11 protein-coding genes and 3 tRNA genes are annotated in these 14,006 nt (G+C 71.1%); 7 read left to right on the forward strand and 7 right to left on the reverse strand.

What is annotated here, in order from left to right; translation table 11 throughout:
• Nucleotides 1-49: 49 nt before the first annotated feature.
• A complete protein-coding gene (locus tag ACWD5D_RS08010) occupies nucleotides 50-202 on the reverse strand; it encodes a hypothetical protein (RefSeq protein WP_451371934.1) in 153 nt (50 codons plus the stop codon).
• Nucleotides 203-451: 249 nt separating this feature from the next.
• Between ACWD5D_RS08010 and ACWD5D_RS08015 the strand changes: the two genes are divergently transcribed.
• The gene (locus ACWD5D_RS08015) at nucleotides 452-1,624 is read left to right on the forward strand and encodes an RNA-guided endonuclease InsQ/TnpB family protein (RefSeq protein WP_451371980.1); all 1,173 of its coding nucleotides are present in this window, start codon (nucleotides 452-454) and stop codon (nucleotides 1,622-1,624) included.
• Nucleotides 1,625-1,794: 170 nt separating this feature from the next.
• Here ACWD5D_RS08015 and ACWD5D_RS08020 read toward each other — a convergent pair.
• The 4 genes from ACWD5D_RS08020 to ACWD5D_RS08035 form a co-directional block, all read right to left on the reverse strand.
• Nucleotides 1,795-1,868, reverse strand: a tRNA-Phe gene (locus ACWD5D_RS08020).
• A 22-nt stretch (nucleotides 1,869-1,890) separates the two neighbouring features.
• A tRNA-Asp gene (locus ACWD5D_RS08025) sits at nucleotides 1,891-1,968 on the reverse strand.
• A gap of 289 nt (nucleotides 1,969-2,257) precedes the next feature.
• Nucleotides 2,258-2,881: an oxidoreductase C-terminal domain-containing protein gene (locus ACWD5D_RS08030; RefSeq protein WP_451371935.1), complete on the reverse strand. Its 624-nt coding sequence runs from the start codon at nucleotides 2,879-2,881 to the stop codon at nucleotides 2,258-2,260.
• Between the two features lie 213 nt (nucleotides 2,882-3,094).
• Complete coding sequence (locus tag ACWD5D_RS08035) at nucleotides 3,095-3,835, reverse strand: TetR/AcrR family transcriptional regulator C-terminal domain-containing protein (RefSeq protein ID WP_451371936.1); 741 nt, start codon at nucleotides 3,833-3,835, stop codon at nucleotides 3,095-3,097.
• 85 nt (nucleotides 3,836-3,920) lie between these two features.
• Here ACWD5D_RS08035 and ACWD5D_RS08040 point away from each other — a divergent pair, with 85 nt between their 5' ends.
• Nucleotides 3,921-4,118, forward strand: a complete 198-nt coding sequence (locus ACWD5D_RS08040) for a hypothetical protein (RefSeq protein WP_451371937.1) — start codon at nucleotides 3,921-3,923, stop codon at nucleotides 4,116-4,118.
• 94 nt (nucleotides 4,119-4,212) lie between these two features.
• Nucleotides 4,213-5,088, forward strand: coding sequence for a DUF4097 family beta strand repeat-containing protein (locus ACWD5D_RS08045; protein WP_451371938.1), 876 nt, complete (start codon nucleotides 4,213-4,215; stop codon nucleotides 5,086-5,088).
• Nucleotides 5,089-5,325: 237 nt separating this feature from the next.
• Here the strand turns inward: ACWD5D_RS08045 and ACWD5D_RS08050 are convergent.
• Nucleotides 5,326-5,401, reverse strand: a tRNA-Glu gene (locus ACWD5D_RS08050).
• Nucleotides 5,402-5,469: 68 nt separating this feature from the next.
• Entirely contained in the window at nucleotides 5,470-7,089 is a 1,620-nt protein-coding gene (locus ACWD5D_RS08055) for a metallophosphoesterase family protein (RefSeq protein ID WP_451371939.1), read from the reverse strand.
• A gap of 110 nt (nucleotides 7,090-7,199) precedes the next feature.
• Between ACWD5D_RS08055 and ACWD5D_RS08060 the strand changes: the two genes are divergently transcribed.
• From ACWD5D_RS08060 to ACWD5D_RS08075, 4 genes are all read left to right on the forward strand, one after another.
• Entirely contained in the window at nucleotides 7,200-7,550 is a 351-nt protein-coding gene (locus ACWD5D_RS08060) for a metallopeptidase family protein (RefSeq protein WP_451371981.1), read from the forward strand.
• Between the two features lie 85 nt (nucleotides 7,551-7,635).
• On the forward strand, nucleotides 7,636-8,145 hold the full coding sequence (locus ACWD5D_RS08065; RefSeq protein WP_451371940.1) for a hypothetical protein: 510 nt from the start codon (nucleotides 7,636-7,638) through the stop codon (nucleotides 8,143-8,145).
• 277 nt (nucleotides 8,146-8,422) lie between these two features.
• Nucleotides 8,423-10,603 carry a DEAD/DEAH box helicase gene (locus ACWD5D_RS08070; RefSeq protein WP_451371941.1) on the forward strand — a complete coding sequence of 727 codons (2,181 nt, stop codon included), beginning with the start codon at nucleotides 8,423-8,425 and terminating at the stop codon, nucleotides 10,601-10,603.
• Between the two features lie 212 nt (nucleotides 10,604-10,815).
• The gene (locus ACWD5D_RS08075; RefSeq protein ID WP_451371942.1) at nucleotides 10,816-13,950 is read left to right on the forward strand and encodes an FG-GAP repeat domain-containing protein; all 3,135 of its coding nucleotides are present in this window, start codon (nucleotides 10,816-10,818) and stop codon (nucleotides 13,948-13,950) included.
• Nucleotides 13,951-14,006 lie beyond the last annotated feature (56 nt).

The raw sequence follows: 14,006 nt of genomic DNA on the forward strand, positions 1-14,006 counted from the left end.
GCGTCGGCCGCGGCGTGGTCCCGGCCATGGCGATGTTCTGCGCGGTGTCCTACACGGCCTTGATCCCCAGATACGCCGTCGCCACCCCACTGATCGCGGTGAACGCGGTCGTCAGCACCCCCACCTTCACGGCCTGGTCCCCGTCGATCCGCCACCACCCGAAGCACGCGGCGGCGACGATCGCCAGATTGCTCCCCAGCACGGCCTGCACCCCGTACCGAGCCCGCTGCCGCTCAACCTCCCCGGCCTTACCGTCCCCACGCGCCACTTCGACGTCCCCCGTTCCCATGGTCCAGCACCGGCGGCCACAAGGCAGCGCCGCGCACGACCGACGGCCACGCGCCGACAGGCCCGCGCGATCGACGAACGCGTGATCGACTCCATCACCTGATCCAGTGATCAGTCGCCATATGTCCGACAGGACGACAGCACGAACCTAGATTCCTTGTTCGTGAAGATCGTGGTGCGGGTCAAACTACTGCCGACGCCGGAACAGGCCTCGGCGCTGGAAGCGACCCTGCACGCCTGCAACGCGGCCGCCAACGAGGCGTCTGCCGTCGCTTTCACCACCGGCGTCACCCGCAACCGCGAACTCCGGTCCCTCACCTACACGGGCATCAAGCAGAAGTGGGGCCTGGGCGCCCAGGCCGCCCAGCACGCCATCAAGAAGGCCAGCGACGCCTACGCAACCCTCAAGAACAACCGCAGAGCCGGAAACCCCGGACGCCCCGGAACCCCACGCCACCACAAGGCCACCAGCAAGCAGATCACCTTCCGCGACGACGCCGCCCAGCCCTACGACGACCGCATGCTCTCCTGGCAGACACAGCAACGCACCGTCTCCATCTGGACCGTCGTCGGCCGCAAGAAAGGGCTCGCCTTCACCGGGCAGGAGCAGCAGCTACGCCTCCTCGCGCAGTACCGCCAGGGAGAGTCCGACCTCATCAGGCAGAACAACGCCTGGTACCTGCTGGCCACACTGGACATCCCGGAAACCCCGCCGAACCCGGACCCCCACGCCTTCATCGGCGTCGACCTGGGCATCGCCAACATCGCCACCACGTCCACCGGCCACCGCCACAGCGGACGCCGACTCAACCGCAGACGTGAGAACGACCGCACCCTGCGCACCCGGCTGCAGAAGAAGGGGACACGGTCCGCGAAGCGACGGGCCAAGCGCCGCGCGGGCAAGGAAGCCCGGCGCACACGCGACATCAACCACAAGATCAGCAAGCACATCGTGGCGGAGGCTGAACGCACCGGCCGCGGAATCGCCCTGGAAGACCTCGGCGGCATCCGCGAACGGGCCCGGCTGAAAAAGCCCCAACGCGTCACGATCAACTCCTGGGCCTTCGCCCAACTCGGCGATTTCATCGCCTACAAGGCGCGCCGAGCAGGCGTCCCGCTGGTACACGTCTCGCCGGCGTTCACCAGCCAGGAGTGCTCCCGCTGCCACCACGTCGACAAGCGCAACCGGCCCAGCCAGGCCGTGTTCGCCTGCAGGTCCTGCGGCTTCGTTGAGCACGCAGACCTCAACGCGTCCCATGTCATCGGCCGGCGAGGCTGGTGGGCGTGGGTCCGCGGGGCCGAGTCGCAGGCCCCTGCCCTCACGCTCACCGCGTAGGGCTGGATGCGCCGCCACCGCCGAAGCCATCGACGGGGGCGAGCTGCAAGCCGGGAACGTGGTTTCCGGTAGCGGACGCGATCGCTCGTACCGCACGGGCGGGATCAACAGGACACACAACCAACTAGGACATACAACAAGGCCCCGATCTGAGATCGGGGCCTTAGCTGTGGCTGGGGCCGGGGTCGAACCGGCGACCTTCCGCTTTTCAGGCGGACGCTCGTACCAACTGAGCTACCCAGCCGTCAAGGTCTTTTGCAAAACCTTGGCGGTCCTGACGGGATTTGAACCCGCGGCCTCCACCTTGACAGGGTGGCGAGCACTCCAAACTGCTCCACAGGACCAGGTGCTTCGTACGACAGTCTCGCACAGTGTTACGTGTGCTCCCAACGTGATTTTCACCTGCGGTGAGATGGCCATCAGCTGGGGTGACGTCGCTGGAGCAGCGTATCAGAGGACGGGGTGTGCCCTGAAAACGAGCTGGCCGAGGTTCCGCGGGCCGCACGGGGCGGTCCGGTCGGGGCCGGCTCTGCCAGGCGGAGGGGGTGGCGGTCCGGGCGGGGGTGGGCCGCGGTCGCCGGGTGCGGGTGGGGCATGTGGCGCCCCTGGGTGGAGGGAATGGGCTCAGGTGGGTCATGGGGCTGCCGGGACGCGGGGGGCGGTGTGGGTCTTGAGGTGGGCGCGGAGGGTGAAGCCGGGGTCGGCTGCCTGGGCCGGGGTGAGGGGGATGCCGGCTGCCAGGAGGCGGCGGGCGGCCATGTGGTCGGCGGGGCGGTTGACGGATTCCACGGCGATCAGGTCGTCGTCGAGGAAGAGCAGGACGGAGGAGGAGCCGGGGTCGTCGCCGACGAGGGTCGGTTCGGTGTCGTGGGTGTGGCCGAGTTCGTACTCCGGCGGCAGGCCGGGTCCTTTCCGCGGTTCGGGTTTCTCGACGTCCAGGCCGAGGGGCCGGCCGGCCCCGATCGGCACCGCCACGACGTCGCCCGAGTGCGAGATGGCCGGTTCCCAGCCCGCGCCGGGTCCGACGACGTGCGGTTTGCCGTGCGGGCCGCCGCAGTCGGGGCACTGCGTGTGGAAACGGATCGACTCCGGACCGGTGCCGAGCAGTGAGGCCCGTCTTGGGCCCGTCCCGGTGCGGACCGGCATGGATGGAGGCCGGTTCAGCACCGCCGGGTGCCGCCGTTGTGGCTGGGCGGCGTGGCAGCGGGTGAAGAGGGCCAGCGGGTTCAATTCACGGTGGGCGGCCTGGTTTTGCACGGGAAGGTACCCCCAACCCGGGTCGTCCAGGGACGGGCGCCTTGTGTGGTGAGCCGTGGAGTCTGGTCGAAGAGTTCGGCCAGGGACTCCATGCACCGGCGTCCGCTCCCTGGCGGTCCGGTCCTCATGTCCGGACGCGATAGCGCGTCAATAACCCGGCGACAAGGGGACTCCGTAACGTCGTAGGCGAACCGAGGGGAATGAACCTCTCACCTACCGACGGGAGTTCACCGATGGACGCTGTCCAGGTCCTCCGGTCCGGTCCGGCAGCGGCAGCGACCGGGCGTCGAGCCGGTGCTCGATTCCGTCCAGGATGGCCTGGAGCCCGAACTCGAAGCTGTGCTCGGGTGCCGCTCCGTAGTCGCCGGCGGCGAAGGAGCCGACGCGCTCCCGCAGATGCGGGAACCGCATCGCGATCTCCGTCGCCTGCGTCATGGCCTCCCGGATGGTCTCCTGGGCGTTCCGGCCGGCATTGGTCAGACGCCGGTTCACCGACACGGTGGCCGAAAGACCCAGGGCGTGTCCGAGTACGAACGTGAAGACCGCGGTGGCCGCCTGGTCGGCCTCCGCACCGACGAAGCCGGCTTTCTCGAAGACCGCGAGACTGTGGTCGTCATGGCGGGCCTTGTTCTCCCCGTACAGCGGCTGCGACGCGAAGGCCATCACCAGCCACGGATGTGCGGTGACCATCCGGTAGAGGTCGGTCGCCATGGTGGTCGCCGCCGTACGCCAGTCGACGGTGTCCAGGTCGGGTAGTCCGACCTCGTTCCACACCTCGTTGCTGGCGAGTATGACGAGGTTGTCCTTGTTCTTCACATGCCAGTAGACGGCGGTGGCCGCCGAGTCGAGCCGCTTGCCGAGACTGCGCATGTTCAAGCCCTCGAGGCCCTCGGCGTCCAGCAGCTCGATGGCGGCACGCACGATCTGCTCGCGGGTCAACGTGTCACGGGGCATGGGCTCAGGCTAGATCAGAAATTCGGATTGCACAAAGTTCAAGCCAGCGCTTGCACAGCGTGCGAGTCGCCCCTACGGTATGGACTTGAACGATGTGCAAGTCGGTGAGGGGGATTGTAGTGAGGAGGACTGTGATGACGAGTGTCTCGACGCTGCTGACGGCCTCCTCCTCGGCACCGGGATCGGCAACAATGCCTACATCGCCCTCGCCTGGTGCGTCGGCCTCACCCTCCTCGGCTTCACCTGGGCCATGAAGCACTTCAACAAGGACCGCACCAACTGACGGCGGCGGGTACGTCAGCGAAGCCCCACACACCTCCGCAGCCCGTGACACCCCGCGTATCCACGGGCTGCTCGCCATCCCCAGAGGGTTCGCCATGCCGGAATTCGACACTCCTCAACCGATCCTCGCCACCATCGAACTGAACGTCGGCAGCGTCCGGATCGCCGCGAGCGACCGCACCGACACGGTCGTCGAGGTGCGCCCGGGCGATCGCTCCGACCCGTGCGACGTGGCGACCGCGGAACAGGCCCGTATCGCCTTCGCCGCCGGAGAACTCGTGGTGGCCGCGCCCAAGCCGCGCGGGTTTCCGCGGGGCGGCGGGGCGGTGATCATCGACATCGAGGTGCCCTCCGGCTCGCGGATACGGGGGGACGCGCTGGCCGCGGACTTCCACTGCGTGGGGCGCCTGGGGGAGTGCCGGCTCACCACGGACTGCGGGCACATCGACCTGGAGGAGGCCGGGCCGCTTCACCTGACCTCGATCCTCGGGAACGTCGGTGTGGGGCATGCCGTCGGGGACGTGGAGGCGTTCGCCGAGGGCGGTGACGTCCGCATACGCGTGGTCGACGGGACCGTCCGGCTCAACCGGACCAAGGGCGACGCACGGATCGGGGAAGCCAAGGGTGACGTGCACGTGCACGCGGACAGCGGTGACCTCCACATCGGGAAGGCGCACGGGTCCGTGGAGGCGCGGGCCTCGCAGGGGGACATCCGTGTCGACGAGGCGGTCCGCGGTCCCCTCGTCCTGGAGACCGCATGCGGCAAGGTCGACATCGGCATCACCGTCGGCATGCCGGCCCTGCTCGACCTCGACTCCCATGTCGGCACGGTCTACCGCGCCCTCGACCTCCTCGCCCCCGAGGTCTGCTCCGACAGCCCCGACGCGGTGCGTGTCCACGCCCACGCGATCATCGGCGACATCGCCGTACGCCGAGCCACCCAGACCCAGAACGACGAGTACTGGCCCTGAGAACCCGTCCCCCGTCGTCCCTGCCCCGGGCAGATGGGGGCGGGGGCGGTTCTCACTCGGCCCGGTCGCCGGCCCGCACGCCTGGGTCCGGCCCGCACGCCTGGGCCCGGCTCGCCCGCGGCGAGGCGATCCCGCCGCGGGGCGGCGACTGCGCGGAGACCTGCGCCCGGCTGACCGCCGACGCCACGAACGCGAAAGCCCGCCTTCGTCGAGGCGGGCTGAAGCGCACTGCTGGTCTGGTGCCCCCAACGGGATTCGAACCCGTGCTACCGCCTTGAAAGGGCGGCGTCCTGGGCCGCTAGACGATGAGGGCAGTATGAGCCAACCCCTTGCGGGGCTAGAACAACGTACCGGATGGCGGGGACGATCGCCAAAACGGATTCACGGCGCGGACGAACCTGCCGACGGGGAGGTCAGCGGGCCGGCCGGCGCGGAGGCGGACGGCCCCGAGGGCGCCGCCGGGCCCGGTGCGGCGCCCGGCTTGTTCTCCTTCGGCAGATGGCGGCTGACCTCGGCCGTCGTCTGCCCGAGGCCGCCCAGTCTGATCTCGTCCCACGCCTGGAGCCGCCGGGTGTCCCGGTCGAAGTACAGGATCGACGCCTCGATCGGCGCCGGGTACCGGCGCTCCACCGCGCGCAGCCCGCTGCCCCCCGTCGAGCCCTCCATGCGCAGCCGGGTGCCGTACGGCAGGATCTCCGTCCCCTCGTGGTGCAGATGCCCGCACAGCACGAGCGGGACCGTGCCGTCCGTCTCGCGGGCCGCCGCAGGCTCGTGCGCGACGGCGACGTCCACCGGGGTCCTCGCGGCCCGCTGGTCCTCCAGCGCCGACGCCAGCCGCGCGCCCGCCAGATCCTCCGCCGCGTCGCCGCCCGGCACGACGGCGCGGTCCGGGGTGAACTGCGGGTCGCCGATGCCCGCGAAGCGCAGACCGGCGACGGTCTCGGCCCGCCCGTCGTCCAGCACGTGCACGTTCTTGAACCGCTCCAGGTACCGCTGGGTTATCCGGGAGTCGTGGTTGCCCCGCACCCACACATAGGGCACGCCGAGATCGGCGACCGGATCCAGGAAGCCGTTCTCCGCCGCCGTGCCGTGGTCCATCGTGTCGCCGGAGTCGACGATCACGTTCACCTCGTACTGCTCCACCAGCGAGCCGATGATCTTCCAGCTCGCCGGGTTGAGATGGATGTCCGACACGTGCAGGACCCGGATGGTGGAGGGGTCCGGCTGGTAGACCGGGAGCGTGGACGTCACGTCGTACAGCTTCGTCACGTTCGTCACCAGTCGGGCCAGTTCCTTCTGGTAGACGTCGAACTCGGTGACGATGCTGCGCGCGTTGCCCACCACGGACGGCGCCGAGGACAGCAGTCCGGAGAACCGCGGCTCCAGCACCGAGTTCTTGTTCCACGTCGCGTACGCCGACGCCCCCGAGGCCGCGAGCAGGGCGAGCGCCAGCCCGCCGGCCGCCAGGGCGCGGCGCGGCCGGCGGTAGACGGCGAGGCCGAGGGCCGTCGCCCCGGACACCACGGCGACGCACGAGCGCACCGCCAGGTCGAACGTGCCGTGCCGCACGTCGTGGGCGACCTCGTCCTGCAGCCCGGACAGCCGCTCCGGGTGGTCGACCAGCGCCTGGGAGCGCACCGGGTCGAGCTGGTCGACGTTGACGTCCAGGCGGACGGGCGCGACGTGGCTGTCCAGGGTCAGTGAGCCCAGCGGCGAGACGTTGATCTTCGTGCCCCCGCTGAGCGAGGGGCGCAGCGCCATCGTGGTGTCCATCGGCCCGACCGGCGCCCGTACGTTCCCGACGATCAGCAATCCCAGCCAGGCCCCGGCGAGCACGACCGCGACCAGTCCCAGGACGCCCGGCCAGGAGCGGGGCCGCGCACCGAGTTCGAGGACGGGCAGCGGGTGCCCGGACGTCCGCCGCCGCCCGCGCGGACGGCGGACCCGCCCCGGGATCCGGTCCGGCAGGCGCTTGAGGGCTGCGACGGCGACGCGGGCCATTGGGGCCGTATGCCCAGCCCCGGAAGCGGATATGCGACGGTCCGCCACTCTCGCGCGCCTCGCGCCGCACGCACGTCCCGTACGCGCGCGTCGTGCCGGACAATGACCGTGTGCTGGAGATGACGCGCGAGGAGTTCGAGGAACTGGTCGCCGAGGCGCTCGACCGGATCCCGCCGGAGCTGACGAGGCTGATGGACAACGTCGCGGTGTTCGTCGAGGACGAACCGCCCGCCGGGGATCCCGACCTGCTCGGCCTGTACGAGGGCACCCCGCTCACCGAGCGCGGCGAGTGGTACGCGGGCGTCCTGCCCGACCGGATCACCGTCTACCGGGGGCCGACGCTCAGGATGTGCGACAGCCGCGAGGACGTCGTCGCGGAGACCGAGGTCACCGTGGTCCATGAGATCGCCCACCACTTCGGCATCGACGACGCCCGCCTGCACGCCCTCGGCTACGGGTGAACCGGTTCGAACACCGGGCGTGTCCTTGCGCGGGCGGCGGGAGTTGGGGAGGTGACTCCTTCCCCTGTCCCCGGAGGTGGCCGTCGTGCGCTCCTTGTACGTACCCGTCCGTCTGGCCGTCGCGGTGCTGGCCGTCGCCACCGCGGCCGGCTGTGTGAACGTGGGCGACGGCGCGGGCCGGGCCCGGCCCTCCCACTCGACGGCGCAGCGCGGCGACGACGCCCCCGACGGCGGCCCGGCGGCCGGCGGCGGTGCGCAGGGGTACGGCGAGGAACCCGTCGACGGCAAGCGCGGACGCGGTCACAAGGCGAAGCCGGGGGAGTCGTCCTCGGCCTCCGCCTCCCCGTCCGGGGCGGACAGCGCGCCGCCCGCGCCGCCGAAGCCGGGCAGGCCCACGGTGCCCGGCGACCCGCCGCCGACCAAGGTCCCGCCGACGCCCCCGGAGACCTCCGTGCCTCCCGAGCCCCCGGCCTCCACCCCGCCGCCGCCGGTCTCGGAGCCGCCGTCGGCAGAGCCGTCGTCCTCGGCGCACGAGGATCCCGGCCCGCAGCTGGTCGACCGGGAGCCGGCGCCCGTGGCGGGGGCCGCGGCGTGACGAGTGCCACTCTCGCCGGGTCCGGTGCAGCTCGCGGGGCCGGGGCGACCGGAGTGTGACGCAGCTCTAACCGATGTGACGCGGCTCTGTTTGCCTTGAGGGGGCAGGGGTGCGTATGGTGGTAGATCGTTTGATCCCATTTGCCCGGCGCCATCAAAGAGCGCGCCGTGTGGCGCGTACTCTCCCTTGCCGTGGCGGACCGCATAGAGGCGGTCGTGAGCGAATCACGGAGTTGACGGGCGCGTGCCGAAGAGACTCCGGAAGGTTTCGCATTCGCATGTCCGTGTCCAGTACTGATCAGATCGTCATGCCCGAGAACGACAACGAGCTCGTGGACGTGACGACCGAGGTCACCGAGGCCGTCGAGGCCGCAGACACCACCCCCCAGACCACCTTCGCCGACCTCGGCCTCCCCGAGGGCATCGTGCGCAAGCTCGCGCAGAACGGCGTGACCACCCCCTTCCCGATCCAGGCCGCGACCATCCCGGACGCCCTGACCGGCAAGGACATCCTCGGCCGTGGCCGCACCGGCTCCGGCAAGACCCTCTCCTTCGGTCTGCCCACCCTGGCCACGCTGGCCGGCGGCCGCACGGAGAAGAAGCGCCCCCGCGCGGTCATCATGACCCCGACCCGCGAGCTGGCCATGCAGGTCGCCGACGCCCTCCAGCCGTACGGCGACGTCCTCGGCCTGAAGATGAAGGTCGTCTGCGGCGGCACCTCGATGGGCAACCAGATCTACGCCCTGGAGCGCGGCGTCGACATCCTCGTCGCCACCCCGGGCCGCCTGCGCGACATCATCAACCGCGGCGCCTGCTCCCTCGAGGACGTGCAGATCGCCGTCCTGGACGAGGCCGACCAGATGTCCGACCTGGGCTTCCTGCCCGAGGTCACCGAGCTGCTCGACCAGGTCCCGGCCGGCGGCCAGCGCATGCTCTTCTCCGCCACGATGGAGAACGAGATCCAGACCCTCGTCGACCGCTACCTGAACAACCCCGTCTCCCATGAGGTGGACGCGGCCCAGGGCGCGGTGACGACCATGTCGCACCACATCCTCATCGTGAAGCCCAAGGACAAGGCGCCGGTCACCGCCGCGATCGCCTCCCGCAAGGGCCGCACGATCATCTTCGTCCGCACCCAGCTGGGCGCCGACCGCGTCGCCGAGCAGCTGCGCGAGGCGGGCGTGAAGGCCGACGCGCTGCACGGCGGCATGACCCAGGGCGCGCGCACCCGCACGCTGGCCGACTTCAAGGACGGTTACGTCAACGTCCTGGTCGCCACCGACGTCGCCGCCCGCGGTATCCACGTCGACGGCATCGACCTGGTCCTGAACGTGGACCCGGCCGGCGACCACAAGGACTACCTGCACCGCGCCGGCCGCACCGCGCGTGCCGGCCGCACCGGCACGGTCGTCTCCCTGTCCCTGCCGCACCAGCGCCGCCAGATCTTCCGCCTCATGGAGGACGCCGGCGTCGACGCCGCGCGCCACATCATCCAGGGCGCCGGCGCCTTCGACCCGGAGGTCGCCGAGATCACCGGCGCCCGCTCGATGACCGAGGTCCAGGCCGAGTCCGCGGGCAACGCCGCCCAGCAGGCCGAGCGCGAGGTCTCCCACCTCACCAAGCAGCTGGAGCGCGCCCAGCGCCGCGCCACCGAGCTGCGCGAGGAGGCCGACCGCCTGGTCGCCCGTGTCGCCCGCGAGCGCGGCGAGGACCCGGAGGCCGCGGTGGCGGAGGCCCAGGCGACGGCTGCCGAGGCCGTGGCCGAGGCGTCCGTGCCGGAGCAGCCGGCCGCGGCGGACGTCGACCGCACCGAGCGTCGTGACGACCGCGGTGGCCGTGGCTTCGAGCGCCGTGACGACCGTGGTGGCCGCTCCTTCGAGCGCCGCGACGACCGCCGTGACGACCGGGGTGGCTTCCGTCGCGACGACCGTGGCGAGCGTGGTGGCTTCGGCGGTGACCGTGACCGTCGTGACGACCGTGGTGGCCGCTCCTTCGAGCGCCGTGACGACCGTGGCGGCTTCCGTCGCGACGAGCGTCGTCCCTTCGACCGCACCGAGCGTCGTGACGACCGTGGTGGCCGTGGCTTCGAGCGCCGTGACGACCGTGGTGGCCGTTCCTTCGAGCGTCGCGACGAGCGCCGTGACGACCGGGGTGGCTTCCGTCGCGACGACCGTGGCGAGCGTGGTGGCTTCGGCGGTGACCGTGACCGTCGTGACGACCGTGGTGGCCGATCCTTCGATCGTCGTGACGACCGTGGCGGCCGCTCCTTCGAGCGCCGTGACGACCGCGCCGGCCACCGGGGCAGCGACCGCCCGTTCAACCGCGACCGTCGCGACGACCGCCCGGGCTTCCGGTCCGGCGGTCACGAGCGTCCCTCCGGCCGCCGTGACGACCACCGTGGCGGCAGCGGCTCCTTCGGCCGCCGCGACGACAAGCCGCGCTGGAAGCGCAACGGCTGACGCCGGCTGACGTTCTGACAAGGGCCCGTACGACTTCGGTCGTACGGGCCCTTGCCTGTCATGGCCGGTGCTCGGACCAGGGTGAAGGACTTCCCACGAGCGTCTGAAGTTCTTGTAATATCGGGCGACTTCTGTGGGGGAAGTGCCGGGCGGGGCAGGGGAGTTCGCGCACGGCGCACGTCCTCCGATCGATCCTCGGGGAGGACCCAACCGTGGCTCACGATGCCCTTGTACGCCGATCCCGCGCGAGACGCGCCGCGCTGGCCGTCGTGGCCTCGGCCGCCCTGGTCTCGGCTTTCGGGCCGCTGCCCGCCGTCGCGGCCGATGGTGCGCAGGAGACCGTCGTACCGGCCACCTACCGCGGTACGTACACCGTGGCCTCGTTCTTCTACGCCTCCACCACGAGCGGCGGCGACGGCGCCGGTGCGCAGGGTGTCTTCCACCGGCTGGAAGGCCGTGCCGGCGTCGTGTGGACGCGGTACTCGGACGGCCGGACCTTCGACACGCCGCCGCTCGGCGCCGCGTCGTTCATGAGCAGCACGGGCAGCGACGTCCTCGCCTACCGCTACAACGACGGCCGGATCGACCTCTGGAACGCGGTCGACGGTACGACGAGCACGGTGCACGTCCCGGCGGGACAGAGGTTCCTCGGCATCTACGGCAGCACGATCGCCGCGGCGGAGGACGTCTCCTCCCCGGACGGCAGCCGCGACTTCACGATCCACCACCTGCTGAGCGCCGGGCCCGACGGCACCACGCGTGACGTGACCGTCCACGCGCCGGCGGGCATGACGGTCGGCACGCCGCTGCGCGGCGACGCCTCGGGGATCGTGTTCCGGGCGGACCTGGACGGGATGCGCATGGCCGAGGTCGACCCGGGCACCGGTCAGGTCCGCGGCTGGACCCCGGTACTGCCGTCCGGCAACTCCTACGCCCTGCTCTCGCCCGACCATCTCGTCATGTACGCCGGCACGGGCGCCACCCAGGCGTACGTGTACTCCCGCGCCGATCTGTCGGCCACCCCGGCCGAGGTCACCCTGGACAGCACGACCGGCGCCGCCACGGCCACCGACCTCACCGTCGTCGGTGACTGGCTCGTCCACAGCCCTGGTGCCGGAGCCCGGGTGACGGCCGTACCGATCGCGGGAGGCGATCCGGTCGCCGTGGTCGCCGCCTCCAACCGCGGAGGGATCTCAGCCGCCCCCGACGGCAGCGCCCTCGTCGTCGGCCGCACCGGCGCGGACGACTGGGGAATCCGGCGCATCCGCGCCGGAGCGGACGGCGGGCCCGTCGTCGACATGGTCAAGCCGCTGCCGAAGCCGCCGTACCGGATCCAGGGGATCTCCCTGGACCAGGGGCGGCTGGTCGTCACGGACTACGGGACCAGCTACGGAACCAGCGGTGGTCGCGTCAGCCGCGTGCGGACCGTCGCCCCGGCCGGCACCCCCGAGTTCGGCGAGCCCTACTCGTCCCTCGACTCAAGTGTTGTCGTCGCGCACTGCGCGTCCTCCGACATCGCCTGCGCGTCGCTGCACGGCACCCCCGACGGGCAGATCGCCTGGCTGGAGCGCGGCACGTCGGGGTACTCCGACCAGATCAGGGTCATGGGTACGGGCCCGCACGGCCCGATCTGGCAGCGGGGGGTGACCGACGGCGGCCGGATCACGGACGTCTCCGGCCACTACCTCCTCTACACGGGCCGGACCCACCAGTACGTCTACAAGATCGGTAATGCCGGTATCCCGACCGTCAGCCGGACCCCGGGCGCCGCCGCCCTGTCCGGTGACCTTCTGTGGACGCCGGCCGCGTCCCCCGGCACCCTCACGGCGTACAACCTGTCGACGAAGGAGACCACCGAGACCGTCACCACCGACGTCGGCTGCACACCGTCCGAACTGCAGGCGCTCGGCCGCTGGATCTACTGGGCCTGTGACGGGAAGGCGGGAGTCTACGACCGCACGCTGAAGAAGTCCGTGCCCGTCCCCACCGACGAGGCCGAGCTCGGCGACGGCTACGTCGTCACGCACGACAAGCAGGCCGGCGAGCTCGTCCTCACCACCTTCGCCGACGGCACCCCGGCGAGCCGGGTGATCGGCGAGCTGCCCGACACCGGCGTCTCCCAGCGGGACGTCCGCTGGACGGTGGACGAGTCCGGCGGCAACGTCGCGTACGTCGACGACCAGGAGCGCGTCCACCTCGTACCGTCGGGAGTGCCGCAGCAGCCGCTGCGCCTGCTCGCACCGGTCGAGAAGACGTCGTACGTCTGGGGGCACGAGGTCGACACCACGCCCGACACCCTGGCCACCGTGCTCCTGTCGAAGCCGTCCTCGGGCTGGGACCTGACGGTCCGCAACCGCGCGACCGGCAAGGTCTACGACGACGGCCGCGACGGCGGGCCGGCGCGGGGCGAGCTGACCGTCGGATGGCACGGTGACGACCCTACGAAGACCGGGGACGCGTTCGTGCCGAACGGCACCTACGACTGGACCCTGACCGTCACGCCCGCGGACGGCGCGGGCGCTCCGCTTCAGGTGCGCGGCACGGTCCAGCTGGAGTACGGCAGCGCCGTGCGCCACGACCACGTCGGCTCCCCGGGCCTGCCCGACGGCACCGGTGATCTCCTCACCCTGAACGCCTCGGGCGCCTTCACCTTCCAGCAGGGCACGGGCAAGGGCACGTTCTCCGGGAAGGTCTCGGGCGGTGGCTGGTCCACGAAGGCGGTGGCCGTGCCGTTCGGCGACCTGAACAAGGACCGCTGCAACGACGTGCTGGTGCGGATGAGCGACGGTTCGCTGCGCGGCTACAAGGTGCCGTGCGGCGGCGCGCTCACCACGTCCACGCCGTACACGAAGCTCGGCACCGGCTGGAACGCCTACAACGTGCTCACCTCACCAGGTGACCTGACCGGTGACGGGCGGGCGGACCTGCTGGCGCGCAAGGCGTCGACCGGGGACGTGTACCTCTTCGCCGCGAAGAGCGACGGCACGCTGGCGGCGGCGAAGAAGATCCGGTCCGCGTGGACGGGGTACACGAAGGTCGTCGGCGCCGGTGATCTGAACGGCGACGGCATCGGTGACGTCCTCGCCCGGGACAAGTCCGGGACGCTCTACCGCTACAACGGGCTCGGCAACGGCCTGCTGAAGGACCGTGTGAAGGTGTTCTCGAACTGGGGCGGCTCCTACAACGCGATCGTCGGCGTCGGTGACATCACCGGGGACGGGAAGAGCGACCTGGTCGAGCGGGACACGGCGGGCAACCTGTACCGCAACAACGGTGACGGCAAGGGCTCGTTCGGGGCGCGGACGCGGATCGCGACGGGCTGGCAGGGCTACAAGGGCCTCTTCTGACCGTCCCGTTTTGGCCAACCTGTGATGCATGTCACGCCCCCGGCCGGGGAATTGCT

The organism is Streptomyces sp. NPDC002520 (genome assembly GCF_053595235.1).

Bases quoted from the DNA above. Each gene is read 5' to 3' on its own strand.
- ACWD5D_RS08035 (WP_451371936.1), bottom strand. From the start codon at position 3,835: ATGCCCCGTGACACGTTGACCCGCGAGCAGATCGTGCGTGCCGCCATC.
- ACWD5D_RS08045 (WP_451371938.1), top strand. From the start codon at position 4,213: ATGCCGGAATTCGACACTCCTCAACCGATCCTCGCCACCATCGAACTG.
- ACWD5D_RS08055 (WP_451371939.1), bottom strand. From the start codon at position 7,089: ATGGCCCGCGTCGCCGTCGCAGCCCTCAAGCGCCTGCCGGACCGGATC.
- ACWD5D_RS08070 (WP_451371941.1), top strand. From the start codon at position 8,423: ATGTCCGTGTCCAGTACTGATCAGATCGTCATGCCCGAGAACGACAAC.